General features: G+C 63.1%; 24 protein-coding genes and 1 tRNA gene. 13 read left to right on the top strand and 12 right to left on the bottom strand.

Annotated features, from left to right (window positions below; translation table 11 throughout):
* Positions 1-116 precede the first annotated feature (116 nt).
* A complete protein-coding gene (locus tag ABRP30_RS21470; RefSeq protein ID WP_241805983.1) occupies positions 117-1469 on the bottom strand; it encodes an APC family permease in 1353 nt (450 codons plus the stop codon).
* Between the two features lie 547 nt (positions 1470-2016).
* Between ABRP30_RS21470 and ABRP30_RS21465 the strand changes: the two genes are divergently transcribed.
* Both ABRP30_RS21465 and nadA read left to right on the top strand, forming a co-directional pair.
* The gene (locus tag ABRP30_RS21465; protein WP_349974707.1) at positions 2017-3525 is read left to right on the top strand and encodes a YdgA family protein; all 1509 of its coding nucleotides are present in this window, start codon (positions 2017-2019) and stop codon (positions 3523-3525) included.
* Between the two features lie 339 nt (positions 3526-3864).
* Positions 3865-4923: a quinolinate synthase NadA gene (gene nadA, locus ABRP30_RS21460; RefSeq protein WP_267818079.1), complete on the top strand. Its 1059-nt coding sequence runs from the start codon at positions 3865-3867 to the stop codon at positions 4921-4923.
* A 154-nt stretch (positions 4924-5077) separates the two neighbouring features.
* Here the strand turns inward: nadA and ABRP30_RS21455 are convergent, their stop codons facing one another.
* Positions 5078-6514 carry a M48 family metalloprotease gene (locus ABRP30_RS21455; RefSeq protein WP_349974706.1) on the bottom strand — a complete coding sequence of 479 codons (1437 nt, stop codon included), beginning with the start codon at positions 6512-6514 and terminating at the stop codon, positions 5078-5080.
* Between the two features lie 120 nt (positions 6515-6634).
* Here ABRP30_RS21455 and ABRP30_RS21450 point away from each other — a divergent pair, with 120 nt between their 5' ends.
* Complete coding sequence (locus tag ABRP30_RS21450) at positions 6635-6874, top strand: sulfurtransferase TusA family protein (protein WP_241805987.1); 240 nt, start codon at positions 6635-6637, stop codon at positions 6872-6874.
* A gap of 18 nt (positions 6875-6892) precedes the next feature.
* Positions 6893-7963 carry an AI-2E family transporter gene (locus tag ABRP30_RS21445; RefSeq protein WP_241805988.1) on the top strand — a complete coding sequence of 357 codons (1071 nt, stop codon included), beginning with the start codon at positions 6893-6895 and terminating at the stop codon, positions 7961-7963.
* A gap of 108 nt (positions 7964-8071) precedes the next feature.
* Here ABRP30_RS21445 and ABRP30_RS21440 read toward each other — a convergent pair whose 3' ends face one another.
* Both ABRP30_RS21440 and ABRP30_RS21435 read right to left on the bottom strand, forming a co-directional pair.
* Positions 8072-8545, bottom strand: a complete 474-nt coding sequence (locus ABRP30_RS21440; protein ID WP_349974705.1) for a peroxiredoxin — start codon at positions 8543-8545, stop codon at positions 8072-8074.
* An 11-nt stretch (positions 8546-8556) separates the two neighbouring features.
* Positions 8557-9117, bottom strand: a complete 561-nt coding sequence (locus ABRP30_RS21435; protein ID WP_008097509.1) for a glycine cleavage system protein R — start codon at positions 9115-9117, stop codon at positions 8557-8559.
* 260 nt (positions 9118-9377) lie between these two features.
* Here ABRP30_RS21435 and dapA point away from each other — a divergent pair, with 260 nt between their 5' ends.
* The 6 genes from dapA to mqo all read left to right on the top strand — a co-directional run bounded on the left by dapA (position 9378) and on the right by mqo (position 15133).
* Complete coding sequence (dapA, locus tag ABRP30_RS21430; protein WP_349974704.1) at positions 9378-10256, top strand: 4-hydroxy-tetrahydrodipicolinate synthase; 879 nt, start codon at positions 9378-9380, stop codon at positions 10254-10256.
* 17 nt (positions 10257-10273) lie between these two features.
* The gene (gene bamC / locus ABRP30_RS21425) at positions 10274-11392 is read left to right on the top strand and encodes an outer membrane protein assembly factor BamC (protein ID WP_267818073.1); all 1119 of its coding nucleotides are present in this window, start codon (positions 10274-10276) and stop codon (positions 11390-11392) included.
* Entirely contained in the window at positions 11393-12151 is a 759-nt protein-coding gene (locus ABRP30_RS21420; protein ID WP_349974703.1) for an MBL fold metallo-hydrolase, read from the top strand.
* A gap of 30 nt (positions 12152-12181) precedes the next feature.
* A complete protein-coding gene (gene purC / locus ABRP30_RS21415) occupies positions 12182-12892 on the top strand; it encodes a phosphoribosylaminoimidazolesuccinocarboxamide synthase (RefSeq protein ID WP_012315794.1) in 711 nt (236 codons plus the stop codon).
* A 92-nt stretch (positions 12893-12984) separates the two neighbouring features.
* Positions 12985-13074: transfer RNA gene (locus tag ABRP30_RS21410), tRNA-Ser, on the top strand.
* A gap of 421 nt (positions 13075-13495) precedes the next feature.
* Positions 13496-15133, top strand: coding sequence for a malate dehydrogenase (quinone) (mqo, locus tag ABRP30_RS21405; protein WP_267818069.1), 1638 nt, complete (start codon positions 13496-13498; stop codon positions 15131-15133).
* Positions 15134-15216: 83 nt separating this feature from the next.
* Here mqo and ABRP30_RS21400 read toward each other — a convergent pair whose 3' ends face one another.
* A complete protein-coding gene (locus ABRP30_RS21400; RefSeq protein ID WP_267818067.1) occupies positions 15217-15552 on the bottom strand; it encodes a helix-turn-helix transcriptional regulator in 336 nt (111 codons plus the stop codon).
* 49 nt (positions 15553-15601) lie between these two features.
* Between ABRP30_RS21400 and xenA the strand changes: the two genes are divergently transcribed.
* Entirely contained in the window at positions 15602-16693 is a 1092-nt protein-coding gene (gene xenA / locus ABRP30_RS21395; RefSeq protein WP_349974702.1) for a xenobiotic reductase XenA, read from the top strand.
* Between the two features lie 234 nt (positions 16694-16927).
* Here the strand turns inward: xenA and ABRP30_RS21390 are convergent, their stop codons facing one another.
* The 5 genes from ABRP30_RS21390 to ABRP30_RS21370 form a co-directional block, all read right to left on the bottom strand.
* The gene (locus ABRP30_RS21390; RefSeq protein WP_349974701.1) at positions 16928-18175 is read right to left on the bottom strand and encodes an FAD-dependent oxidoreductase; all 1248 of its coding nucleotides are present in this window, start codon (positions 18173-18175) and stop codon (positions 16928-16930) included.
* A gap of 2 nt (positions 18176-18177) precedes the next feature.
* Entirely contained in the window at positions 18178-19755 is a 1578-nt protein-coding gene (locus ABRP30_RS21385) for an aldehyde dehydrogenase (NADP(+)) (protein WP_349974700.1), read from the bottom strand.
* Between the two features lie 84 nt (positions 19756-19839).
* Positions 19840-20787, bottom strand: coding sequence for a dihydrodipicolinate synthase family protein (locus ABRP30_RS21380; RefSeq protein ID WP_349974699.1), 948 nt, complete (start codon positions 20785-20787; stop codon positions 19840-19842).
* Between the two features lie 40 nt (positions 20788-20827).
* Complete coding sequence (locus ABRP30_RS21375; RefSeq protein WP_349974698.1) at positions 20828-21754, bottom strand: 4-hydroxyproline epimerase; 927 nt, start codon at positions 21752-21754, stop codon at positions 20828-20830.
* Between the two features lie 22 nt (positions 21755-21776).
* Complete coding sequence (locus tag ABRP30_RS21370) at positions 21777-23390, bottom strand: APC family permease (RefSeq protein WP_349974697.1); 1614 nt, start codon at positions 23388-23390, stop codon at positions 21777-21779.
* Between the two features lie 285 nt (positions 23391-23675).
* Between ABRP30_RS21370 and ABRP30_RS21365 the strand changes: the two genes are divergently transcribed.
* Positions 23676-24458: an AraC family transcriptional regulator gene (locus tag ABRP30_RS21365; protein ID WP_241806005.1), complete on the top strand. Its 783-nt coding sequence runs from the start codon at positions 23676-23678 to the stop codon at positions 24456-24458.
* Here the strand turns inward: ABRP30_RS21365 and ABRP30_RS21360 are convergent.
* Positions 24446-25333: a LysR family transcriptional regulator gene (locus ABRP30_RS21360; protein ID WP_267818053.1), complete on the bottom strand. Its 888-nt coding sequence runs from the start codon at positions 25331-25333 to the stop codon at positions 24446-24448. The two genes, ABRP30_RS21365 and ABRP30_RS21360, sit on opposite strands and share 13 nt — an antisense overlap.
* Positions 25334-25472: 139 nt before the next feature.
* Here ABRP30_RS21360 and moaB point away from each other — a divergent pair, with 139 nt between their 5' ends.
* The gene (moaB, locus tag ABRP30_RS21355; RefSeq protein ID WP_267818051.1) at positions 25473-26012 is read left to right on the top strand and encodes a molybdenum cofactor biosynthesis protein B; all 540 of its coding nucleotides are present in this window, start codon (positions 25473-25475) and stop codon (positions 26010-26012) included.
* Between the two features lie 22 nt (positions 26013-26034).
* On the opposite strand, the gene ABRP30_RS21350 is transcribed toward moaB, so the two are convergent.
* On the bottom strand, positions 26035-26934 hold the full coding sequence (locus ABRP30_RS21350; protein WP_349974696.1) for a bestrophin family protein: 900 nt from the start codon (positions 26932-26934) through the stop codon (positions 26035-26037).
* Between the last annotated feature and the right edge of the window lies 1 nt (position 26935).

Below are 26935 nucleotides of genomic sequence, written 5' to 3'. Positions count from 1 at the left end.
CCGGCAAGCAAGGTGATCTTCCACTGGATGGAAAGGCGACGCAGCGGCATGAGAACGTTCCTTTTCGAGCAAGGACAACGCCCGCGTTCAGGCGCGGGCGGTGGAGATGGCAAGTGTCATTCGGCAACGTAGTTCGGCGGGGCGGCAGTGAAGGCCTTGGTCAGCCAGGCCAGATACACCAGGCCAAGAAGCGCCCATACCCCGCCGAACATCAACGAGTGTTCGTTGAGGTCCAGCCACAGCGACACGATGATGCAGAAACCGATGGTCGGCAGTACCAGGTACCTGAGCTTGTTCGCCAGCCCCCGGCGATTGCCTTCACGCAGATAGCAGTGGTTGATCACCGATAGGTTGACGAAGCTGAACGCCACCAGCGCCCCGAAGTTGATGATCGAGGTGGCGGTAACCAGGTCGAAGAAGATCGCCGACAGCGATATCAGGCCGACCACGGCTATGTTCAGCACCGGTGTTTTGTAGCGCGGGTGCAGGCGAGCGAAGATGCCGGCCGGGATCACCTTGTCACGCCCCATCACGTACAACAGGCGCGAGACGCTGGTCTGCGAAGCCAGGCCCGAGGCGATGGTGTTGATCACCGTGCAGGCGATGAAGATCGACTGGAACAGCTTGCCACCCACGTAGAGGGCGATTTCTGGCAGCGCCGCTTCTTGGTCATGGAAGCGTGCCATGGTCGGGAAGTAGGCCTGGATGAAGTACGACACGGTGATGAACACCAGGCCACCGATCAGTGCAGTCAGGAAGATCGCCCGTGGGATGGTCTTGGCCGGGTCGCGGGTTTCCTCGGACAGGCATGTCACGGCGTCGAAGCCCAGGAACGAGAAGCACAGGATGGTCGCACCGGCCGCCAGGGCGCTGAACTGGGTCTGGCTGTCGGCGAACGGCAGCAGGCTCCACGCGGTCCCCAGGCCTTCACCCTGGTCCAGGCCACGCACGCACAGGTAGATGAATACGGCGATGATCGCGACCTGCACGGCCACGAACAGCAGGTTGAAGTGTGCCACCAGGTTGACGCTGCGCATGTTGATCAGGCTGATCAGGGTGACGAAGCCCGCTACCCAGATCCACTCCGGCACTTCGGGGAACATGGCCGACAGGTACAGCTTGGCCAGCAAGGCATTGACCATCGGCAGCAGCAGGTAGTCGAGCAGCGACGACCAGCCGACCAGGAAGCCCACATGCGGGTTGATGGCGCGCTGTGTGTAGGTGTAGGCCGACCCCGATTGCGGGAAGCGGCGCACCAGGGTGCCATAGCTCACGGCGGTGAACAGGATGCCGGCCAGCGCCAGGATGTAGGCACTGGGCACATGCCCTGCGGTAATCCCTGAGACGATGCCGAAAGTGTCGAACACGGTCATCGGCGTCAGGTAAGCCAGACCGATGATGATCACGTGCCAGAGGCGCAAGGTTTTACGGAGTTGGCCGTTGCCGGTGGCGCTGTGGTCAGGCTGCATACTGGCATGGCTCCTTCGGCTGGGCGTGAACGGCGGGCGAGTTGTAGTGCGCATGCGGCAATGGCGAGCGGGTGGGCTCCATGTTGTTCACCTTTATTGTTGGAGCAGAGGTAGACGCAGGCGATGCGCCGGGGTCGAGCTGGCAGTGCCTGGTCTAGGAAGGTGGAGCGTGCGGGCAGGGGCGGTGAGGCATCATGACGGCGCGTCTGTTCTTCTTCGTGGAGTGGCGCTGGGCAAGGTGGTGAAAATAAAAAACGATGGGTAGGTTGGTGTCAAGTTAAACATGACAAGATGTTGCTAGATTGAAATAATTATCGATTTATTGGCCTAAATGTTCGGTTTTTGCGCGCTTTTTTGCGGTTATGATCGATGCGGATGTTCGTAAAATTTAACGAATAGGAAGATTCCCAAGCGTGCGTCAGGCAGGTCGCGATTGCCCATTGCGTCCGCGTGGGACCCTCGGGCCAGGAGTAGGAGTGATACTATTCTGCTCCCGCGCAGCTCCTGGCTGTGAACACGCCCATATGGACATCAATCGGTTCTATTCATGAAGAAATCAGTAGGCATCCTTTCCGGCCTGGCCATCGCCATTGCCGTCGTCACCACAGCCGGCGCCTGGTACACCGGCAAGCAGCTGCCTGCGCAGCTGGAGCGCACCGTCAACCAGAGTAATGCTCAGCTGAAGAAGGCCCTTGTCGGGGTTGGCGGCAGCATGACCATCGAAGTGGCCTCGCTTGAGCAGCACCTTTTCACCAGTACCGCGCACTACCGCCTCAAGGTCCGCGATATTCGCCTGTCTGACGGTGAACCGGTCAGTTTCGAGGTGGGTGTCACCGATCATATCGAGCACGGCCCTTTCCCTTGGTCGCGGGTCAAGGCCTTCAAACTGATACCAGTGCTGGCAGCCAGCAACAGTTCGCTGGACAAAGACGACTTCACCGCGCCTTGGTTCGCCGCCGCCGGCGACAAGGCCCCGGTCAGCTCGCGAACCAGCCTGGGCTTTGACGGCAGTGTCGATGGCAGCATCCTCCTGGCGCCGGTCAAGCTGGCCGAAGACAACGGCACTAGCCTCGATTTTTCAGGCATGCAGTTGCAGGTCAGTGGCGACAGTGAAGGTAAAGCGTCGAAATTCCATGGCGCTGCCGATCGTTTCGAAATGAAGATGGTTGGGGAGGATCACCCACCGGCCACGTTCGAGCTCAAGGGGCTGAAAATCGGCGGTGAACTGGCCGCCACCCAGCATGATGCGATCTATGTCGGTAACGTCGATGTGTTGCTGGCCGAAGCCAAGGTGACGCTGGGGCCCAAGCAGCAGGTCCTGCTGCTCAAAGGCCTGGAGCAGCACGCCGTGCAGAACCTCGATGGCCCCGACACCGTCGGTGGTCGTGTGGATTACAAGGTCGCGGACATCAATTGGGATGGCCGCGCAGTCGGCAGCGGGCAGATGGCGGTCAGCATCAAGTCGCTCAACGCTCCGGCCTTCCAGTCGCTGTCGCAGTGGTATCAGGCTCATCTGCCGGAGTTCGAGCAGGCTGCCGCTGCAGGGCAGCCTATCCCGCAGATCCAGATGGGTGAACAGGAGAAGGCGGCTTTTCAGGGCGACTTGAAGCAGCTGTTGGCATCCAAGCCGCAGGTGGCGGTGGAGAATCTCTCGTTCAAGACGGCCAACGGTGAGAGCCGGTTCAACCTGGCGATGGATTTCGCCAGCCCCACCTCTTTCGACCTGCCGCCTGACCAGTTGAGCAAGCAGTTGATCACTCAGGTGAAGAGCAAGCTGTCGCTGTCCAAACCGATGATAGGTGACCTGGCGACCTTGCAGGCGTTGCTGGAAGGGCAGACCGATGCCCAAGCGATCGCCATGCAATCCAGCCAGGCGGGTGAGATGGTCGGCCTGATGGCGCTGCAGAGCGGCATGGCCACCGTGCAGGGTAATGACGTGGTGGCTAGCCTGCATTACGTCGATGGCATGGTCGACTTCAATGGCAAGAAGATGACCGTTGAAGAATTCGCCATGATCCTCGCGGCGCACTTTGCGGCGATGCAGCCGCAGGGCTGATCGATTGAGCCTGTACCGGCCTCATCGCCGGCAAGCCGGCTCCCACTGGTGCGCACGGGCCTTGAGCCTGTAGTCGTTCAGCGGGCCCCACTGGTGTGCGCATGCCCGGGGCGTGCACTAGTCGGTGGGAGCCGGCTTGCCGGCGATGAGGCCCGTGCAGGCCACACAAAAACCGCTTTAGAAATCCCCAGATTGTCTGTAGCCTTCGGCGTCCGATAATAATCCGCGCCCGCAGAGGGCCGTGGCGGCTTGCCTGCCGTCCGGCGCCCTTAGCCGATCTGTCAGGGCCGGGTGATACACTCGATTTGACGCGCATGCGCGCCTGCAGGTCCAGCGATCATGACCCAGATATCCGAACGCCTGTTGGTTCAGGCCCACCTCGACGCCAAGCAGCCCAACCCGCTGACAGCCGAGCAGGAGGCCGAATACCGTGCGGCCATTGCTGCCGAGCTCAAGGCGCAAAATGCCGTGCTGGTTGCCCATTACTACTGTGACCCGGTTATCCAGGCGCTCGCCGAAGAGACCGGCGGTTGCGTGTCCGACTCGCTGGAAATGGCCCGTTTCGGCAAGAACCACCCTGCCCAGACGGTGGTCGTCGCCGGTGTGCGTTTCATGGGCGAGACCGCGAAGATCCTCACCCCGGAAAAGCGCGTGCTGATGCCGACCCTGGAAGCCACTTGCTCGCTCGACCTGGGTTGCCCTGTCGAAGAGTTCTCGGCCTTCTGCGACCAGCATCCCGAGCGCACCGTGGTGGTGTATGCCAACACCTCTGCTGCCGTCAAAGCGCGGGCCGACTGGGTCGTGACCTCGAGCTGCGCGCTGGAAATCGTCGAAAGCCTGATGGACAACGGCGAGACCATCATCTGGGGCCCGGACCAGCACCTGGGCCGTTACATCCAGAAGCAGACCGGTGCCGACATGCTGCTGTGGGACGGTGCCTGCATCGTCCACGAAGAGTTCAAGTCGCGCCAGCTGGCAGACATGAAAGCGCTGTACCCCGATGCGGCGATCCTGGTGCACCCGGAGTCGCCAGAGGCGGTGATCGAGCTGGCCGATGCGGTAGGTTCCACCAGCCAGCTGATCAAGGCGGCGCAGACACTGCCCAACAAAACCTTCATCGTCGCCACCGACCGCGGCATCTTCTACAAGATGCAGCAGCTGTGCCCGGACAAGGAATTCGTCGAAGCCCCCACCGCCGGTAACGGCGCGGCCTGCCGCAGCTGCGCGCACTGCCCGTGGATGGCCATGAATACCCTGGAGCGGGTGCTGGAGTGCTTGCGCAAGGGGACTAATGAAATCTTCGTCGACCCGGCGCTGGTGCCAAAGGCGATCAAACCCTTGAACCGCATGCTTGACTTTACCCAGGCGGCTCGGCTGAAGCTGTCGGGTAACGCCTGAGGTTCAATCGCCGGCGCCCTTGCTATGGACTGCCCCCAAGAAGTTGGACGCCAATCCGACCCTTGGGGGAGCCACTGTCTTGCTCAACTTCTAAAAGCTGGCCCGATCCCTGTGGGAGCCGGCTTGCCGGCGATTGGGCTGCGAAAGCAGCCCCTTACCGCCCCATCATCTCCTGCACCATGCGCCGCTGCTCCATGATCTCGCGCTGACGCTGGTCGATCTGTGATGCCAGTGGGAAGTTGCTGCCGGCACGACGCTTGGCGTAATCCAGCTGCTGGATCGCCTGGTCAAAGTCCCCCACCAGGGTAAAGTACTCTGCCCGCGCCCGGTGCAAGCCGATGGTATTGCCCGCCAAGCCACGCACTTCGGCCATTTCGTACCAGACATCCGGGTCATCCGGGCGGCTCTTGAGCAGGTCGTTCAGCACCTTTTCGGCCTCGGCGGGCTTGTTCTGCTTGATCAGCAGGTCGGCACGCACCTGCTTGAGCGGGTAGTTGCCCGGATACAGGCCTTGCATGCGCTCCGCCCGCTGCTGCGCATCGGCCAGGCGGTTGTTGGTGATGTCCAGGTCGATCTGCGCCAGGTTATAGGTGATGTCATTGGGCGCCTTGGCCAGCAGTGGCTTCAGGTTCTCACGCGCTTCGTTGAGCTGGCCGCCTTTGATCTGCGCCAGGGCCAGGCCATAGCGGGCAGCGTCCAGCTTCGGATCTTCATCCAGCTGCGCGCGGAAGCGTTTGGCGGCCAGGCCCGGTGTGCCTTCATAGATGAGGGCCACGCGGGCGCGGATCAGCTGATAACGCTGGCTGTCCTCGACGCCGCCCTTGGGGGCCTGTTCGGCACGGTTGCGGGTGTCGGCGATACGCGATTCGGTGACCGGGTGAGTCAGGAGGAATTCCGGTGGTTTGGCGTCGTAGCGGTACTGGCGCGCCAGGCGCTCGAACATGGTTGGCATGTTGCGCGGGTCGTAACCGGCCTTTTCCAGGTTCTGGATACCGACCCGGTCGGCTTCCTGCTCGTTCTGCCGCGAAAAGCGCCGCTGCTCCTGGATCGCCGCTGCCTGAGTGCCGGCAATCATGCCGATGCCGGCATCACCGGCGCCCCCAGCCGCCAGGACGATACCGGCCAGCAGCGCCGCCATCATCGGCAGCTGCATGCGTTGTTGGGCCTCCACGCCACGGGCGAAGTGGCGCTGCGACAAGTGCGCCAGTTCGTGAGCCAGTACCGAGGCGTATTCGCCCTCGGTCTGGGCGTTGAGGAACAGGCCGCCGTTGACCCCGACGATACCACCCGGGGCGGCGAAGGCGTTCAGCTCGCGGCTGTCGATGAGGATGAATTCCAGGCGCCGGTCCTGCAGCTGGCTGGTTTCGGCCAGGCGGTACACGGTGGTTTCGACGTAGTCCTTGAGCTGGGGGTCGTTCAGCTGGTTGACCTGGCCACGCAGCAGGCTGAGCCAGGCACGCCCGAGCTGGTGCTCCTGCTGCGGCGAGACGATCGCGGAACTGGCGTCGCCCAGTGAAGGCAGGTCGCTAGCATGGCCGGGAACGGCCATCAGGCAGGCCAGCGTCAACAGGGTAGGGCGCAGTAGATTCATGCACGAAGCTCGCGTCGGGTCAAAGCCCCTACTGTAGCCGGCTCACACGTTGGCGACCAGTGGCGGTATGCTAGCCAGCCTGTTACCAAAGACGTCTGTTCCACGTTTGGAGACCCCCTGATGACCAGCACCCTGACCTGCGACGCCGAACTCGACGCCAGCGGGCTGAACTGCCCCCTGCCTCTGCTCAAGGCGAAGATGGAGCTCAACCGACTGGCCAGTGGCGCGGTGCTGAAGGTCATTGCGACCGACGCAGGCTCCCAGCGCGACTTCCGCACTTTTGCCCAGCTGGCCGGTCATACGCTGCTGCATGAAGTGGCCGAGGCCGGCACCTATACCTACTGGCTGCGCAAGGCCTGACCCAACCAAGGATCGTCAATGTTCAAAGTGCTTCGCGACTGGATAGAGCGCTACTTCTCCGATGAGGAGGCTGTGGTGCTGGCGGTCCTGCTGTTTCTGGCCTTTACCGCGGTCCTGACCCTGGGCGGCATGCTTGCGCCGGTGCTGGCGGGCATGGTGCTGGCTTTTCTGATGCAGGGCCTGGTCAATGCCCTGGAGCGCCTTAGGGTGCCGACGCGGCTGGCGGTGATGGTGGTGTTCGCTCTGTTTATGAGCGCGCTGGCGGTGTTCCTGCTGGTGCTGGTGCCGTTGCTGTGGCATCAGTTGATCACGTTGTTCAACGAGTTACCGGGCATGCTCGGCAAGTGGCAGTCGCTGCTTCTGCTCCTGCCTGAGCGCTACCCGCACCTGGTGTCTGACGAGCAGGTGCTGCATGCCATCGAATCGGTGCGTGGCGAGATCGGCAAGTTCGGCCAATGGGCGCTGTCTTTTTCGCTGTCGAGCCTGCCGCTGCTGGTCAGTGCCATGATCTATCTGGTGCTGGTGCCGATTCTGGTGTTCTTCTTTCTCAAGGACCGGGAGCAGATCGGCCGTTGGGTCAGTGGCTACCTGCCGCGCCAGCGGACCTTGCTGAACCGGGTTGGCAATGAGATGAACCGGCAGATCGCCAACTACATCCGCGGTAAGGGCATCGAGATTCTGATCTGCGGTATTGCCACCTACATCGCGTTCATCAGCCTGGGCCTCAACTACGCGGCGTTGCTGGCGTTGCTGGTAGGCCTATCGGTGGTGGTGCCTTATGTAGGGGCGGTGGTGGTGACCGTGCCGGTGACGCTGATCGCATTGTTCCAGTGGGGTTGGGGGGATCAGTTCATCTATCTGATGACGGTGTACGCCATCATCCAGGCGCTCGATGGCAACGTGCTGGTACCGCTGTTGTTCTCAGAGGCAGTGAGCCTGCACCCGGTGGCGATCATCTGCGCGGTATTGCTGTTTGGCGGGCTATGGGGCTTCTGGGGGATCTTCTTCGCCATCCCGCTGGCGACGCTGATCAAGGCCGTGCTCGATGCCTGGCCGCGGCACGAACCTGCCGTGGCGCCCATGCTGTGAGGTTAAGTGGCAAGCTTCGAGCTGCAAGCTGCAAGTAAAAGCAGATAGCGGTGTCCATGCGATCCGCTTTTGCTCGCAGCTTGCAGCTTGCAGCTTGCAGCTTGCAGCTCAGCGCTGGTTCAGCGCCTGTGCCGCTGCCAGGACGGCATCCACATGGCCTGGTACTTTCACGCCACGCCACTCCTGGCGCAGTACGCCATCCTTGTCGATCAGGAAGGTGCTGCGGTCCACGCCCATGTATTCCTTGCCATACAGCTTCTTCAGCTTGATCACGTCGAACAGCTGGCACAGGGCCTCGTCCTTGTCGCTGATCAGCTCGAACGGGAAGCCCTGCTTGGCCTTGAAGTTTTCATGCGACTTGATGCCGTCGCGCGACACACCGAACACCACGGTGTTGGCCGCCTCGAACGCTGCGTGCTGGTCGCGGAAGTCCTGGCCTTCGGTGGTGCAGCCTGGGGTGCTGTCCTTCGGGTAGAAATACACGACTACCTGACGGCCCTTGAGCTCGGCCAGGCTGACGGACTGGCCGCCGGTGGCCTGGGCCTGGAAGTCGGCGACGGGTTGGTCGAGTGCTACTGCCATGGATGCATTCCTTAAACGGGGTTCTGTGGGCGCCAAGGCTCGATCAGCGCATCCAGGTTGAGGGCGTCGGCAAAGTCGAGGAACTGGTCGCGCAGCCAGCTGATCTGGGTGCCGGCCGGCAGGATCACGGTGAACTGGGCGTTGAGCATGCTGCTGCCGGTCTGCGGTGCCAGGTAGGTGTCGCAGGTCATGGCTTCGAGCTCGACACGGTGGTCGAGGAAGAACTGGCACAGCTCGTTGATGATGTCCGGGCGGTAGGCCGCACTGACATAGGCCACATACGGCAGGGCCTGCGGGCGCACTTCCTGGTCGGCGCTGCGCACCACGTCGAGGGTCAGGCCGTGTTTCTTGCCCAGGCCGGGGAGGGTGGACTCAAGGCGTGCCAGGGCGTCCCAGCTGCCACCGACCTGCAATACCAGGGCGCTGGTCTCGCCATGGCGGCTCAGGCGCGAGGTGACGACCGCGCAGCGGTTCTCGAAGGCAGCGCGGCTGAGGACGTTGGCCAGCTCCATGGGGTTGGGGCCCAGGGCACTGATGACAAGGAATTGTTCGCGGACGGTGGGGGTGGACATGCAGCATTCCTAAAGCGATGAGCGGTCGGCACAGGACGGGCGAAAGCCTCCTGTCGGCAGGGCCCGGGGCTCGCATGCGAGGACGTGGACGCTGGCCGGGGAGCAAGGTCGACGGCCCGGCGGGCCGCGCTGCACCGATCAAAGGGTCAAGGGTAGCGAAATAAGGCGCCGAGGGGAATGCTCCACCCGCCTGCTTCGCTTGTGCAAGGCCGATGCCCCCAGTACCATTACCGCTCTCTTTTTCCGGCAGGAGCGTTTACATGATTGCGGGCAGTATGGTGGCATTGGTCACACCCATGGATGCACAAGGGCGTCTTGATTGGGGCAGCCTCGGCAAACTTGTAGACTTCCACCTGGAAAACGGCACTCACGCGATCGTCGCCGTCGGCACTACCGGCGAGTCAGCCACCCTGAGCGTCGAAGAACACATCGAGGTCATCGAATTCGTGGTCAAGCGGGTGGCTGGCCGCATTCCGGTCATCGCCGGCACCGGTGCCAACTCCACGTCCGAAGCCATGCACCTGACCCAGAACGCCAAGGATGCCGGCGCCGACGCCTGCCTGCTGGTGGTGCCGTACTACAACAAGCCGACCCAGGAAGGCCTGTACCTGCACTTCAAGCACATCGCCGAAGCCGTCGACATTCCGCAGATCCTCTACAACGTACCCGGCCGCACCTCCTGCGACATGCAGGCCGAGACCGTGATCCGTCTGTCGACCGTGCCCAACATCATCGGCATCAAGGAAGCCACGGGCGACCTGGCCCGTGCCAAGGCCATCCTCGATGGCGTCAGCGAGGACTTCATCGTCATGTCCGGCGACGACCCGACTGCCGTCGAGCTGATCCTGCTGGGTGGCAAAGGCAATATTTCGGTCACTGCCAACGTCGCCCCGCGCGAAATGGCCGACCTGTGCGAGGCTGCCCTTGCGGGCGATGCCGAGAAGGCCCGCGCGATCAACGAAAAACTCATGCCGCTGCACAAAGACCTGTTCTGCGAAGCCAACCCGATTCCGGTGAAATACGCGCTCGTCGAAATGGGCCTGATGCAAAAAGGCATTCGCCTGCCACTGACCTGGCTGAGCGAAGGTTGTCACGAAAAAGTCCGTACTGCCTTGCGCCAGTCCGGCGTACTGGTTTAATCGAGGAAGTACACCGCATGAAGCGATTGGCTGGTCTTTCCGCGCTCGCCCTGATCATTTCCAGCACCAGTGGGTGTGGCTGGCTGTGGGGCGAGGATGGCTATTTCCGCGACCGCGGCAGCGATTACCTGCAGGCGCACCCGACTGCACCGATGCAGCTCCCCCAGGACGTCAGCAACGTCAAGCGCCTTGACCCGCTGCTGCCGATCCCGCGCAACGTCGCCGACGATACCGCCAAGGGCGAGTTCGAAGTGCCGCGTCCGCAACCGCTGTCGGCTGGCGCCGACGTCACCGATTTCAGCCTGCAGCGCAGCGGCAGCAGCCGTTGGGTGCTGGCCCAGCGTTCCCCGGCCGAAGTCTGGCCGGTAGCGCATCAGTTCTTCGAAGACAATGGCTTCCGCATTGCCGAAGAGCGCCCGCAGACCGGCGAATTCACAACCACCTGGCAGCGTTTCGACGAACTGTCGGCATCGCTCGGCCAGCGTCTGGCGAGCACCACCAGCAGTGGCGACAGCGAGGTGCGCGTGCGTGTGCGCATGGAGCCTGGCGTACAACGCAACACCTCCGAGGTGTATGTCGTCAGTATCGAGCGCCCGGCGGGCAGCACTGCCGAGCCTGAGTTCCCGTCCACGTCCAGCAACACGGCCGCCGATGCGCTGCTGGTCGACGAAATGCTCGCCAGCATGAACCGCAGCGCCGAGAAGGGCGGTTCGGTGTCCTTGCTGGCTGCGCGCGACTTCGATGCGCCGAGCCGCGTCAGCCTGAGTGAAGACGGTAGCGGCAACCCGGTGCTGTTCCTCGGCGCCGACCTGGACCGCGCCTGGTCCGGTGTGGGGCGTGCCCTGGAGCAGGGCGGTCAATGGCGTGTGGAAGACATCAACCGCAGCCTGGGCCTGTACTACATCAACCTGTCCGAGAAGCCCGACGACAAGCAGAACCAGCCGGGCTTCTTCAGCCGGATGTTTGGCAGCGAGCCAACCAAGGAAGAGCTTGAGGCCCGCGCCGAGCGTTACCAGGTGCGCCTGAGCAAGGTTGGCGAAAGCGTGCAGGTTACCGTCGAGAAGAACATCAACACCGTGGCCCCGCCCGATGTCGCTCGCCGCGTGCTGAGCGCCATTCAGGACCACCTGGGTTAAGTGCGCTTCGCGGTACTGGGAAGCGGCAGCCAGGGAAATGGCACGCTGATCGCCAGTGGTGACACGTTCATCCTGGTCGATTGCGGGTTTTCACTGCGTGAAACCGAGCGGCGCCTGGCGCTGCTCGGGGTGCAGGCGTCTCAGCTGAGCGCCGTGCTGGTCACCCACGAACATGCCGACCATGTGCATGGGGTGGGGTTGCTGTCACGGCGCTACAATGTACCGGTCTACCTCAGCCAGGGCACATTGCGCGGCATGCGCAAGCCGGTGGAGGCGGCCGGTTTTCTTGCTTGTGGCGACAGCATGCATATCGGCAGCCTGCAGGTGAGTGCGGCGCGGGTCGAGCATGATGCCTATGAGCCGCTGCAGTACGTCATCAGTGACGGTCGCCGTCGCTTTGGCATGCTCACCGACCTGGGGTCGTACGACGCGTTGTTGCTTGAGCGCTATCAGGGCCTGGATGCACTGCTGATCGAGGCCAATCATTGCCGCGACATGCTGGCGCGCGGGCACTACCCGTACTTCCTCAAGCAGCGGGTCGGCGGCATGCAAGGACATTTGAACAACCACCAGGCCGCGCGCCTGGTGGACGAGTTGGGGTGGAGCAACCTGCAGCACCTGGTGCTGGCCCACCTCAGCAGCAAGAACAACCTGCCACATCTGGCCCGCCAGTGCTTCGTCGACACCCTCGGGTGCGACCCGGACTGGCTCCAGGTGGCGAATCAGGAACACGGGCTCGACTGGCGCGAAATCGCCTAGCCCACCCACTCAAGCAAGCGGAGCCCAATCATGGAAAAACGCGAAGAACTCTACCGCGGCAAGGCCAAATCGGTTTACAAGACCGACGACGCCGACCGCTTGATCCTGCTGTTCCGTAACGACACCTCGGCGTTCGACGGCAAGCGCATCGAACAACTGGACCGTAAAGGCATGGTGAACAACAAGTTCAATGCCTTCATCATGCAGAAGCTCGAAGAAGCCGGCGTGCCGACCCAGTTCGATAAGCTGCTGGGCGACAACGAGTGCCTGGTCAAGAAGCTGGACATGATCCCGGTCGAGTGCGTGGTGCGTAACTATGCCGCCGGCAGCCTGGTCAAGCGCCTGGGCGTGGAGGAGGGCATCAAGCTCGAGCCGTCCACCTTCGAACTGTTCCTGAAGAACGACGAGAAGGGCGACCCGTTCATCAACGAATCCCACGTTGTGGCGTTCGGCTGGGGCACTGCCGAGCAGCTGGCAGAGATGAAGAAGCTTTCGCTGAAGGTCAACGAAGTACTGAACAAACTGTTCGATGACGCCGGCCTGCTGCTGGTCGACTTCAAGCTGGAGTTCGGTGTATTCCACGGCCAGATCGTCCTGGGTGACGAGTTCAGCCCGGACGGCTGCCGCCTGTGGGACAAAGAAACCCGCAAGAAGATGGACAAGGACCGCTTCCGCCAGGGCCTGGGCGATGTGATCGAAGCCTACGAAGAAGTTGCCAAGCGCCTGGGCGTGCCGCTGTAAGCGGCGCATTCACGCAAGCGCCTGATACCACGCGATTTTTTTGAAAATAAAGGTTTGCGTTTTCAGAATTCGCTGGTATGATGCGCGGCATTGGAGAGATGCCGGAGTGGTCGAACGGGACGGATTCGAAATCCGTTGTACTGGCAACAGTACCTAGGGTTCAAATCCCTATCTCTCCGCCATACATGTAGTAGAAAAGCCCCTGAAAACGATGCGTTTTCAGGGGCTTTTTCGTTATGCCTGACTAATCCCCATCGCACGACCTTGCCATGTGCCGCTAGCGGCGGGGCCCGCCGGGCCGGGAACAGAGCGCCAGGCTGCGGCCCGATCGATAAACCGCCTCAGCCGCAGCAAGCTTGGCGTGACAACCTGCCGCTGGGACAACCTGCCGCCTTGCTTACGCGCTCGCAATTTGTTTGTGCTGGCATTTCAGATACAATCAGCGAAACGATTCAGCCCTGTCGGTCAATACGACAAAAGCCTGGGTCGTTTTCTGGTTCTTTAAGCCGCTGAACAATGATCACAAAAAGCCTGCGCACAAGAACACGAAGCACCTGGGCCAGCCACAGGCCCGTCCTCCGTTCTACAGACTGGAATTGATCAATGTTCAAGAAAGCTGGCAAAACCTTGCTGGGTTTGGCTGTCGCTGCGAGCTTCATGCAAGCGCACGCCGCAGAAACCAAAAAAGTCGATGTGCTGCTGGTCGGCGGCGGCATCATGAGCTCCACCCTGGCCGTGTGGCTGCACGAGCTGGAGCCAAGCTGGTCGATGGAAATGGTCGAGCGCCTGGATGGCGTCGCCGAAGAAAGCTCCAACGGCTGGAACAACGCCGGCACCGGCCACTCCGCGCTGGCTGAGCTGAACTACACCCCGGAAGACAAAGACGGCAACGTCAACATCTCCAAGGCCATCGAAATCAACGAAGCCTTCCAGATCTCCCGCCAGTTCTGGTCGTGGCAGGTCCGTCAGGGCGTGCTGAAGAACCCGCATTCGTTCATCAACACCACTCCGCACATGAGCTTCGTGTGGGGCGATGACAACATCAAGTTCCTCAAGAAGCGTTATGACGCGCTGCAGGCGAGCCCGCTGTTCCGCTCGATGGAGTATTCGGAGGACCACGCGCAGATCGCCAAGTGGGTCCCGCTGATGATGGAAGGCCGCGACCCGAACCAGAAGCTGGCCGTGACCTGGACGCCATTGGGCACCGACGTCAACTTCGGCGAGATCACCCGCCAGTTCGTCGGCCACCTGAAGACCCAGGACAACTTCACCTTGAAGCTGTCCAGCGAAGTCCAGGACATCACCCGCAACGAGGACGGCTCCTGGCACGTCGAGTACAAGAACCTGAAGGACGGAACCGAGTCGGCCACCGACGCCAAGTTCCTGTTCATCGGTGCCGGCGGCGGCGCGCTGAAGTTGCTGCAGAAATCGGGCATTCCTGAAGCCAAGGAATACGCAGGCTTCCCGGTCGGCGGTTCGTTCCTGGTGACCGAGAACCCGACCATCGCCATGCAGCACATGGCCAAGGCCTATGGCATCGCCTCGACGGGCGCGCCACCCATGTCGGTACCACACCTGGACACGCGTGTGCTGGACGGCAAGCGCGTGATCCTGTTCGGGCCATTCGCCACCTTCTCGACCAAGTTCCTGAAGAACGGTTCGTACCTGGACCTGCTCAGCAGCACCACGATGCACAACGTGTGGCCGATGACCAAGGTCGGCATCGATCAGTACCCGCTGGTCGAGTACCTCGCTGGCCAGCTGATGCTGTCGGACGACGACCGCTTCGAAGCGCTGCGCACCTACTTCCCGAACGCCAAGAAGGAAGACTGGAAGCTGTGGCAGGCCGGTCAGCGCGTGCAGATCATCAAGCGTGACGCCGACAAGGGCGGCGTGCTCAAGCTGGGTACCGAAGTGGTGGCCTCGCAAGACCGCACCATCGCCGGCTTGCTGGGCGCATCGCCAGGTGCCTCGACCGCTGCGCCGATCATGCTGCACGTGCTGGAAACCGTGTTCAAAGACAAAGTCGCCACCCCGCAATGGCAAGCCAAGATCAAAGAGATCGTGCCGAGCTACGGCACCAAGCTCAACGATTCGGCAGCGGCCACGCAGAAAGAGTGGAACTACACCGCTGAAGTCCTGCAACTGCAGAAGCCGCCGGTCATCGACCAGAGCGTCGAAACCAGCACAGGCGCGAGCCAGCCGGTTGAAAGCAAGCCAGAGAACGACATGGCGCTGTAAGCGTTAGTGTTTGTGAACGAAAAGCCACGGGGGAGACCTCGTGGTTTTTTTTTGCCTGTTCCGGCCGCGCTGTCAGCCTTGGCTCAGCGCTGACGCAAAATGCACTCCAGCAAACCGGGGAAGCGTGCCTCGAGCATTTCGCTGCGCAGTGAGTTCATATGCGTGGTGCCGACATTGCGTGTCTGCACCAGCCCCGCATCGCGCAGCACACGAAAATGATGGGACATGCTGGACTTCGGCCGGCCACCGTCCAGCTCGCCGCAGCTGGCTTCCGCCACGCCGGCCAGGTGGCGCACGATTTCCATACGTACAGGGTCGCTCAGCGCATACAGCAGGCGCTCGAGGATCAGGTCTTCAGCGGTGGGATGTTTGTAGGCTCGCATGGGCGTCATGATAACGGGGGTTTCATTAATTGCCATAGTTCGATTATGATCGAACTATCGTATTCAGATGACCCCGGAGTTTTCCATGTCTGCACTGTTCGAACCCTATACCCTCAAAGACGTGACCTTGCGTAACCGCATCGCCATTCCGCCGATGTGCCAGTACATGGCCGAGGACGGTGTCATCAACGATTGGCATCAGGTGCATTATGCTGGCCTGGCCCGTGGTGGCGCCGGCCTGCTGGTGGTCGAAGCCACTGCGGTGGCGCCAGAAGGGCGCATCACCCCTGGTTGTGCCGGTATCTGGAGCGACGCCCATGCCCAGGCCTTCGTGCCGGTGGTGCAGGCGATCAAGGCGGCAGGCTCGGTGCCGGGCATCCAGATTGCCCACGCGGGGCGCAAGGCCAGTGCCAACCGCCCGTGGGAAGGTGACGACCATATCGCTGCGGATGACGCGCGAGGCTGGGCCACCATCGCCCCGTCGGCCATCGCTTTCGGCGCCAACCTGCCGAAAGTGCCACGTGAAATGACCTTGGACGACATTGCCCGGGTCAAGCAGGACTTCGTCGATGCGGCACGCCGGGCGCGTGATGCAGGCTTTGAATGGATCGAGCTGCACTTCGCTCACGGGTACCTGGGGCAGAGCTTCTTCTCCGAGCACTCCAACCAGCGCACCGATGCTTACGGTGGCAACTTCGAGAACCGCAGCCGCTTCCTGCTGGAAACCCTGGCAGCCGTGCGCGAGGTGTGGCCGGAAAACCTGCCGTTGACCGCCCGCTTTGGCGTGCTGGAATACGACGGCCGTGACGAGCAGACGCTGGAGGAGTCCATCGAGTTGGCCCGGCTGTTCAAGGCTGGTGGTCTGGACCTGCTCAGTGTCAGCGTTGGCTTCACCATCCCGGAAACCAACATTCCATGGGGCCCGGCCTTTATGGGGCCGATCGCTGAACGTGTGCGTCGTGAGGCGGGTTTGCCAGTGACTTCGGCGTGGGGCTTCGGTACGCCGCAGTTGGCGGAAGGGGCGTTGAAGGCCAGTCAGCTCGACCTGGTGTCGGTGGGGCGTGCGCACCTGGCCGACCCGCACTGGGCATATTTCGCGGCCAAGGAACTGGGCGTCGACAAAGCTTCGTGGACGTTGCCTGCGCCTTACGCGCACTGGCTTGAGCGTTATCGCTGATTGCTGCAGGGGCTGCTGCGCAGCCCAATCGCCGGCAAGCCGGCTCCCACTTGGATTGCGCCGGCTTTTAGAAATGGGTAAGACCGTTGCTCACACAGGTAAAGCGCTGACTTGAAGAACTGCGCGGTCGCGGTGGGCCGGCTTGCCGGCCCACAATTGGTGTCCAACTTCTTGGGGGCAGTCCATTCTGTGGGAGCCGGCTTGCCGGCGATTGGGCCGCACAGCGGCCCCGTCTCAAAACCGATCCAGCCGGTAACGCTTCAACTCGGCCCGAGGCTCCCCTTCAGCCAACCCACCCACCCATTCCGCTGTCACCGCCGCCTGGGTCAAGCCCAGGTGCTGATGCCCAAACGCTAGCAGCACGCGCCCATCACACACCCGGTCGATCACCGGCAGCGAATCCGGCAGCGAAGGCCGAAAACCCATCCACGGCGTCGCGCCTTCGGCATTCAATTCGCGCTGGAACAAACCCTTGCTCAAGCGGTGCAACTGCCACGCCCGCTGCATGCTGGGCGGTGCATCAAGCCCGGCGAACTCCACCGTGCCAGCCAGGCGCAAGCCCTCGGCCATCGGCGTCATGATGAACTTGCGCTCCAGCGAGGTGACGGCGAATGGCAAGCGCTGGTGCTCGCCAGGCAGCATCAGGTGATAGCCACGCTCGGTATCCAGCGGGACGCTTATGCCGGTCAGAGCCGTGGTCAGTTGCGCTGAGTGCGCGCCGCAACTGATCAGCACCTGGCGCGCGTGGAACGTACCCTGAACGCTGTTGAGCTGCACGCCATTGCCATTGAGTTGCCCGCCATCGATCTGCGCCTGGACGAAGCGTACGCCAGCCGCCTTGGCGGCTTCGAACACCTCAATGACCACACGGTAAGGGTCGATGAAATGCCCGGTACGGGGGAAAAACAAGCCACCGAGGATGGACGGGGTCAACTCCGGCGCAGCAGCGCGCACCGTGTCGGCTGACCAGAATTCGGCCGGCACCGCCTGTTGCTGCATCCGGGCCAACAACGCCTCCAGAGCCGAGCGCGAATCGGCGCGCTCGAACACCAATAACGAGCCGTCTTCCTTGAACAGCTCGCTGCGGCCGATGGAGCCGAGCAAACGCTGCCAGGCGGCGAGACTGCCTTCGTTCAACGTACGGATGCCGGCTACGCTGCGCTGGAAGGGCTCCGGGCGCAGGTTGAGCAGCAGGCGGGCGAACCAGGGCAGGGCCTTGGGCAGGTATTTCCAGTCCAACCGCAGTGGGCCCATCGGGTCCAGCAGCATGCGTGGCAGGCGCTTGAGTATCGATAGGTCGGCGATGGGGAACACCTGCTCGGTGGCCAGGTGCCCGGCGTTGCCGTACGAGGCTCCGTGGCCGGGCGGTTGGCGGTCGAACAGCACTACCTGGCGCCCCTGGCGGGCCAGTTGCAGGGCGCAGGCGACGCCGACAATGCCGGCGCCGACCACGGCGATATCGGCTTCAGAGGTGTCGACCATGTTCAGCCTTCCCGGGTGCCGTCGAGCAGGCGCCGCAGCTGCAGCGGGTTACCGTGTTTCAACGCCGGCGGCAGCAGCGCATCGGGGAAGTCCTGGTAGCACACCGGGCGCAGGAAGCGCAGGATCGCCGCCGTGCCCACCGAGGTGGTGCGGGCATCGGAGGTGGCCGGGAACGGCCCGCCGTGGACCATGGCATCGCACACCTCGACACCGGTCGGCCAGCCATTGACCAGAATGCGCCCGGCCTTGCGTTCAAGGGTTGGCAACAGCGCGCGGGCGCGGTCGATGTCGGCATCGTCCAGTTGTAAGGTCGCGGTCAATTGGCCCTCCAGATGCTCAGCCACCTGACGTACCTGTTCATCGCTCGCGCAGGCCACCACCAGTGACGATGGGCCGAACACCTCGGCCTGCAAGGTTGGGTCGGCCAGGAAGGCTTCGGCCTCGGTCACGAACAACTGCGCCTGGCATTGGTTAGGGCCTTGTCCAGCCTGACCACTGGCCGCAACCTGGGCATTGGCGTTTTCCGCCATGCCACCGATACCGGCTTGGTAAGCACTGAAGATGCCCGGTGTGAGCATGGTTTGCCCAGCGGCCTGGCCAACGTGTTCGCTTGCCGCGTCGATGAACCGCTGTAACGCCGGCCCTTGGCGGGCGATCACCAGGCCGGGGTTGGTGCAGAACTGGCCGGCACCTTGGGTCAGTGAGGCGACGAAGCCTTGTGCCAGCGCCTCGGCGCGGGCCTGCAGGGCGGCCTCGAACAGGAACACCGGGTTGATCGAGTTCATTTCGGCGTACACCGGGATCGGTTCCGGGCGTGCCTGGGCCACCTTGCACAGCGCGATACCACCGCTGCGAGAGCCGGTAAAACCAACGGCTTTGATGCGTGGGTCGCTGACCAGCGTAACGCCGACTTCATGGCCGCAGCCATACAACAGCGAAAATACGCCGGCCGGCAAATCGCACAGCTGCACCGCTTGCGCCACTGCCTGGCCAACCAGTTCGCTGGTACCAGGGTGGGCGCTATGGGCCTTGACCACCACTGGGCAGCCGGCAGCCAACGCCGAGGCGGTGTCGCCACCGGCCACCGAGAAGGCCAGCGGGAAATTGCTGGCACCGAACACGGCTACCGGCCCAAGGGCGACCTGGCGCTGGCGCAGGTCGGCGCGCGGCAAGGGCTGGCGTTCTGGTAGGGCGCTGTCGACGCGCACATCCAGCCATTCACCGGCCCGCACTACACGGGCGAAGGTGCGCAACTGGGTACAGGTGCGGCCCCGCTCGCCCTGGATGCGCGCTTTCGGCAGGCCGCTCTCGGCCACCGCGCGGTCGATCAGGGGCTCGCCCAGCGCTTCGATCTGCGTGGCGATGGTTTCGAGAAACTGTGCCCGTTGTTCGAGCGTGGTTTCGCGGTACGCATCGAACGCCGCCCAGGCCTGGGCGCAGGCCTGGGCCACGTGCTCATCGCTGGCGCCCAGGTAGGCCGGCTCCAGCGCCTGGCCGGTGGCCGGGGCGATGGCGCGGATGGCTTCGCGGCTGCCGGTTACCGGCGTTTGGCCGATCAGCAGGTTGCCTGTGAGGGGCATGTAGCCTCCTTGGAAATCAGATTCGGGTATCAAGGACGTCGTGGGGGCGGGCACGGCCGCTCCCACAAGGAAAGCACCGGCGGCTCAGGCGATGTTCTGTTCGGCCGACCAGCTCGCATACCAGTTGCGGAACAGCGCGTACTGCTGTTCGGCATAGTTGCGCTGAGCGTCGGTCAGCACATCGGATTCGTTGAAGTGCAGGCTGTACTCGCTATCGCCGTTCAGCACCATCAGGTGCTTGTAATACAGCACCAGGTCGCAGCCTTCATCGAACGACGACAGCACCGCCAGCGCCGCTTCCAGCTCGCGGGCCAGGCGACGGGCCTGCGCATCGCCCTTGGCCGCCTGCTTGCTCAGGCTTACCAGGTGCAGCACCTCACGCGGCAGGGCGTTACCGATGCCGGTAATGGCGCCGGTGGCGTTGCAGTTGACGAAGCCATGCACCACTTGGGTGTCCACACCCACCATCAGGGTCACGTCGTCATCCTTGGAGGTGATGTGCTCGGCGGCGTAGCGCAGGTCGGCACCACCGCCGAACTCTTTGAAGCCGATCAGGTTCGGGTATTCGCGGCGCAGCTCGAAGAACAGGTCGGCGCGTGTAGCAAAGCCATAGTAGGGGCTGTTGTAGATCACCGCTGGCAGCTTGGGTGCGGCAGCGAGGATGGCCGAAAAGTGGTGCTTCTGGGCGATCAGCGAGGCACCGCGGCTTAGCACACGGGGGATGACCATCAGGCCGGCGGCACCGACCTTGGCCGCGTGAGCGGCATGAGAGACCGCTTCACGGGTGTTCACCGCGCCGGTGCCGACGATGGTCGGGATGCCGGCGGCCACCAGGCGGGCCACACCCTCCTGGCGCTCGGCTTCGGTGAGCAGTGGCCAGTCGCCCATCGAACCGCAGTACACCACGGCGCTCATGCCGGCCTCGATCAGCTCGCGGCCTTTGCGCACCAAGGCGTCGAAGTCCGGTTTGCGCGCGGCGGTGCACGGGGTCATCAGGGCGGGCATGGTGCCGGTGAAAATGCTATCAGTCATTGTTGTTACTCCTGGCGAAAGGGGGCGAAAACGTCGGGGCTCAGATGCCCCAGGCGAAGGGGTCTTGTTCGTCGATCAGCAGCGTGCTGTCGGCGGTCATGTAGGCGCGGCCGGTGATGAACGGGCGAATGCGCTCGCCGTCGCGCTCGTAACGGGCATGGAACTGGCTACCGGTGATGCTGGCTTGGACCCAGGTCTGGCCTTCGCCAAGCTTGCCGTCGGCGGCCAGGCAGGCCAGCTTGGCGCTGGTGCCGGTGCCGCAGGGCGAGCGGTCGTAGGCTTTACCGGGGCACATCACGAAGTTGCGGCTGTCGGCGTTGGCGTCCTCGGCGAACAGCTCGACGTGGTCGATGGCTGCGCCGTTTTCACCGGTGATGCCCTGCTGTTCGAGTGCCTTGAGCATGGCCCAGGTGTACTCGGTCAGGGCCTCACGGTTGTCCAGCTCGATACGTTGGCCGTGTTCGGAAACGAGGAAGAACCAGTTGCCGCCCCAGGCGATGTCGCCGCGTACCAGGCCATGGCCGGGCACGTCCACTGCAACCTGCTGGCGATAGCGGTAGGACGGCACGTTACCGATGGTGATGGCGCCGTCTTCATGCAGGGTCGCGCTGACCTGGCCGACCGGGGTGTCGATCGTGTGCACGCCCGGTGCGATCAGGCCCAGGTGCTGCAACGAGGCGACCAGGCCGATGGTGCCGTGGCCGCACATGTTCAGGTAGCCGGCGTTGTTGAAGAAGATCACCCCGCAGGTCGCGTCGGCCGAAACCGGTGGGCAGTACAGCGCGCCGACCAGTACATCGTTGCCACGTGGCTCCAGCAGGCAGGCGCGGCGCCATGGGTCGTGCAGCTCGCGCAGTTCGTCGCGCTGTTCGGCCATGCTGCGGCCGTGCAGTGGCGGGAAACCCTTCATCACCAGGCGGGTCGGTTCGCCGCCAGTGTGAGAGTCGATGACGTGAATCTGTTTCATGGCTTGTCCCTTGCGTAAAAGATCAGGAAGCGACGGCAGCAGGGTTGCAGGTAGCGGTGTCAGCGCTGGCTTCGCTTTCGTCTTCACCTTCCAGGCGCACAAGGTGGGCAGGCACGCCAGTCGCGGCGCCCCAGTAGTAGATGCCCAGCGCGCAAGCCGCGACGACTACAGTGTCAAACGGGTGGCCGATCACACCCAGGCCGCCGAAACTGCCAAGCCAGGACAGCAGGATGGTCACCGCGTAAAAGCCGATCAGCCAGGCGCTGGAGCGCACCTGCTGGGCCAGCGACAGGTGCTGGGTAGGGACGAAACGAGCACACAGCAGGTACAGCACGAACATCACGATCTGCAGGGCCAGCAGCCACGACACGGTGTTCCAGCCCGACCAGTACACGATCAGCGCGGCGATGATGAAAGACAGCGGGCCGAGTACGGCCATGCCCTTGACCCGGAACGGGCGCGGCATCTGTGGCGCATTGCGGCGCAGGGCGGCAACGGTGACCGGGGCCACGGCGTAGCTCAAGACCAGGGCAGCGGATACCACGTTGATCAGCGCTTCCCACGAGGGGAACGGCAGGGTCCAGAACACCGACAGGCCGAAGGTCAACCACAGGGCCGGGCGCGGGATGCCGGATTCTGCATCGATACGGGTGAAGTACTTGAAGAAGGTGCCGGTCTGGGCCCAGCCGTAGACCACACGCGGCGTGGCATTCATGTAGATGTTGCCGCAGCCGCTGGGGGAGATCACCGCATCGGCCACCACCAGGTAGGCCAGCCAGCCTACGCCCAGTGCCAGGGCGATGTCGCGGTAGGGCAAGGCCAGTTCCTTGGTCACCGCAGCCCAGCCGTCACTCAGCATTTCGGTTGGCACGCTGCCGAGGAAGGCCAGTTGCAACAGCGCATAGATCGCGGTGGACAGCAGCACGGAGAGGATCAGCGCGATGGGGATGGTGCGCTGTGGGTTTTTGACTTCGCTTGCCACCGAGATGATCGGTGTCAGGCCCAGGTAAGCGAAGATGATGCCGCCAGCCGACACAGCCATTTCCACCCCGGACATGCCGAATGGGGCGAAGCCCTGGACCTCGAAGTTCTCTGGCTTGAAGAAGCTGAACAGCACGCCGATCACCAGCAGCGGCACGATGAACTTGAACACGCTGACCAGGTTGTTGGCCTTGGCGAAGGTCTTGACGCTGCGGTAGTTCAGGAAGAAGAACAGCCCCAGCAGGGCAAACTGCACCAACCAGCCGAGCACGGTGGGGACACTGGAGCCGGCCTCGGTCAGCCCGGGGAACCAGGCCGCCGCGTACTGGCGAGAGGCGACCACTTCGATGGCGATCAGGCTAGAGAAGGCGATCAGGGTGATGAACCCCATCAGGTAGCCGAGCAGTGGGCCGTGCGAGTACACCGGGTAGCGCACCACACCCCCGGCGCGTGGCAGCGCGGCGCCGAGCTCGCAGTAAACGATGCCCAGTAGCAGTACGGCGAAGCCGCCGAGGAACCAGGAGAGGATGCCGGCCGGCCCGGCAATGGCCGAGACGTGGCTGGCGGCGAACAGCCAGCCGGAGCCGAAGATGGCGCCGAGGCCGATGAACGTGAGGTCCAGCAAGGACAGCTGTTTCTTGAATTTGCCTGACATGGGGGCGCCTTTTTGTAGGTTTTGGATAGGCAGGTCTGATGTCACCAGGTGCGGCTTCTGGGGCCGCGCTCTTATAGGTCTTGGACGGCTTGCGTGGGGCATAGAGTGGACCGAACGGGGCTACGGTTCTTGATGGTTTTCTGCAGGGGGGATGACGAAATCGGCACAATCGCAGAAAAGGCTGGCGCGCCGCTCGCCAGGCTGGATAGGCTGGAGGCCCTGTTGTTCAAGGGCTTGAGAGTTTTGCCGGCGATGGCGCCGGTGCCCCTACCAGAGAGTTGAATGATGGCCGACGCCACACTGGCAGCCCTGTACCAGAACCTCGACCAGCATCGCCCCGCTAGCCTGCAGGACCTGCTCGCGGGGGTATCCCTGCTGCTGCCGATCCTCGATGCCATCCCCAACGCCGCGATCTTCATCAAGGATCCGGATGCCCGCTATGTGCTGGCCAACAACACCCTGGTCCAGCGCTGCGGCCTCAAGCGCCTGCAGCCACTGTTGGGCAAGACCAGCGCCGAAGTCTTCCCGGCGCAACTGGGCCCCGGCTATACCGAGCAGGACCGCCGCGTGCTCAAGGATGGGCTGGTGCTGGAAGACCAGCTTGAGTTGCACCTGTACGGCAGCCGTGAACCAGGCTGGTGCCTGACCCACAAGCGCCCGCTGTACAACCAGGCGGGCGAGATCCTGGGCTTGGTCGGCATTTCGGTCGACCTGCAATCAGCCGCCGACAGCCACCCCGCCTATCAACGCCTGGCCGCGGTGGACGAGCACATTCGCAAGCACTTTCACCAGCCGATCAGCCTGGGTGAGCTGACCCGCATTGCCGGCATTTCCGTCGCGCAACTGGAGCGTTACTGCAAGCGTGTGTTCCATCTCACACCCCGGCAAATGATTCACAAGGCGCGGCTGGAACATGCCCATCGGCTGCTGCACAGCGACTTGCCGATCACCGAAGTGGCGCTGCAGTGCGGCTACACCGACCACAGCGCCTTCAGCCGGCAGTTCAAGCAACTCACCGGTTTCACCCCGCGCCAGTACCGCCAGGCGACTGCGGCTCAGGAGGGTTGAAACAGGGTGCGGGCCTCGTCAAAGCACTGTTCGGCAATGGCCGAGCGCGGCTCGCTACGGCGCAGCAGCAGGCCGACGGGGCTGTGAATGCTGGCGTCGGTGATCGGGACGATGCGCATGTGCTCGCTCAGGTCTTCCAACCCGCAATCGAGCGGCATGATTGCGCAGCACACCCCGGTATTGATGGCTTGGACCAACTGGAAGCTCGAGTCGCTTTCCAGCACGGCATTGGGTTCCAGGCTGCGGCTGCGAAAGCTCAGGTCGAGCGACTGACGGTAGTGCATCCCCTTGCTCAGCAGGCCCAGAGGGATTTCGCCCAGGTCCTCCCAGCGCAAGGTGTCGGCCTCGAACTGGAAATGCCGGGTATCGTGCAGCAGGCCCATGGTGGTGGTGCCCAGTTCGATCACCTCGAAGAAGTTGGCGTTGACCTGGTCCAGATAGCAGATCCCCAAATCGAGCTGGTTGCGGCTCAGGCCATCCATGATCTGTTCGGTGCTGTGGGAGCTGAGCTGAAACTGCAGCTCCGGGTATTTTTCGCGCAGCGGCAGCAGCAACTGCATGGGGTTGAAGCTGGCCAACGGTACTGTGCCCAAGCGCAGGCTACCAACCACTTGGCCACGGCAACTGGCCGCCTCGGCCTGCAGGCCATCATGGGCGGCGAGCAGGGTGCGGGCCCAGGCCAGGATGCGCTCGCCGGCTTCGGTGAAGCCCTCGAAGCGTTGGCCGCGCTTGACCAGCACCAGGTCCAGTTCGTCCTCCAGGTTGCGCAGGCGCATGGACAGGGTCGGCTGGGTGATATGGCACAGCGCCGCGGCCTGGCCGAAGTGGCGGGTCTGGTCGAGGGCGATGAGAAACTTGAGCTGCTTGATGTCCATGGGAGTGCCTGGGGCCTTGGTGTGCTGACCTTAACCAAGTCAGCGATAGATGTCATTGATCGGGCGGTACGGCATATCGATTGGACGCGCTCTGGTCATGTCTCTAGCGTAACGAGCCTGCCCTACAAGGAGCTTCACTGTGCGTGTTCAACCCGATGCGGTCTTCGTTCCGCTCAATATCGCCGTTCTGACGGTCAGCGACACCCGCACCTACGACAACGACACCTCCGGTGAGCTGCTCGCCAGCCGCCCGGTGCAGGTCGGCCATCGCCTGGTGGCGCGCGCGCTGCTCAAGGACGACCTGTACAAGGTCCGCGCCCAGGTGGCCACCTGGATTGCCGATGACCAGGTGCAGGTGGTGCTGATCACCGGCGGCACCGGCTTCACCGGCCGGGACAGCACACCCGAAGCGGTGGAGTGCCTGTTCGATCGGCGTATCGACGGTTTCGGCGAGCTGTTCCGGGCGTTGTCGATTCTCGATGTCGGTAGCTCGACCTTGCAGAGCCGCGCCTCGGCCGGGATGGCCAATGGCACCCTGGTGTGTTGCCTGCCAGGTTCTACCGGTGCCTGCCGCACGGCGTGGGAAGGCATCCTGGCAGAGCAGCTGGATGCGCGGCACCAGCCTTGTAATTTTGTGAAGCACCTCAAGCCCACCGCGCCCTGCACAACGCGCGGTTGAACAGCCCCGGCGATAGGGCCAGTCAGCTCAGCACATGCTCCACTGGCTGCAACGCCGGTGGCAGCGGCTCCACGCCCAAGGCCCCCAGCACATCCCGCTCGACCGTGCGCACCATGGCATCGGTCGGCAGGTCGTTCTCGTCTCGCCCGAACGGGTCTTCCAGTTCATTGCCGATGGCATCCAGCCCGAAGAAGGTGTACCCCACGATGGTGGTGAACAGCGGCGCCAGCCAGCCCAGCGGCTCGGCCAGGGCGAACGGCAGCAGCAGGCAGAAGATGTAGATGGTGCGGTGCAGCAGCAGGGTATAGGGGAAGGGCAGCGGTGTGCCCTTGATCCGCTCGCAGGTGGCCTGCACCTCCGACAGCCCGACCAGGCGTTGTTCCAACAGGCTGTAGCGCCATTCACTGATGTGCCGCTGCTCGGCCAGGCGTGAGCAGTGGGCGCCAACCTCTTGCAAGATACCGTCGCAGACATTGTGCGGACGGATCGCAGCGGGGTTGGCCAGCCACGGCCGGGCGGCGGCCACTTCATCCTCATTGCGCAACCGGGCATTGAGCGCATGGGCAAAGCCGCACAGGCTGCGCAGCAACTCGGCGCGCAGCTTTTCATCGGTGATCACCCCGCTTTCACGTATGAACGAGCGGGCCTCGATGATCATCTTCCCCCAGGCCTTGCGCCCCTCCCACCAACGGTCGTAACAGGCGTTGTTGCGAAAGCTCATGAAGATCGACAGCGACAGGCCAAGCAGCGTGAAGGGGGTAGCGCTGACGGGGTAGAAAAACGCCGGGAAGTGGCGTTCGACCAGCACGATCAGGGCGGCGAGCAAGGTGACCGTCAGGCAGCGCAAGGCAATGCGCTTGACGATCGAACCCTTGAGGGTGAACAGCACGCGCAACACGTCGGGGCGGGAGTGGACGATCATG

It is taken from the genome of Pseudomonas sp. WHRI 8519, assembly GCF_040224055.2.
In the GTDB taxonomy this organism is placed as follows: domain Bacteria; phylum Pseudomonadota; class Gammaproteobacteria; order Pseudomonadales; family Pseudomonadaceae; genus Aquipseudomonas; species Aquipseudomonas putida_X.
This window is presented reverse-complemented; position numbering and strand designations above follow the sequence as displayed.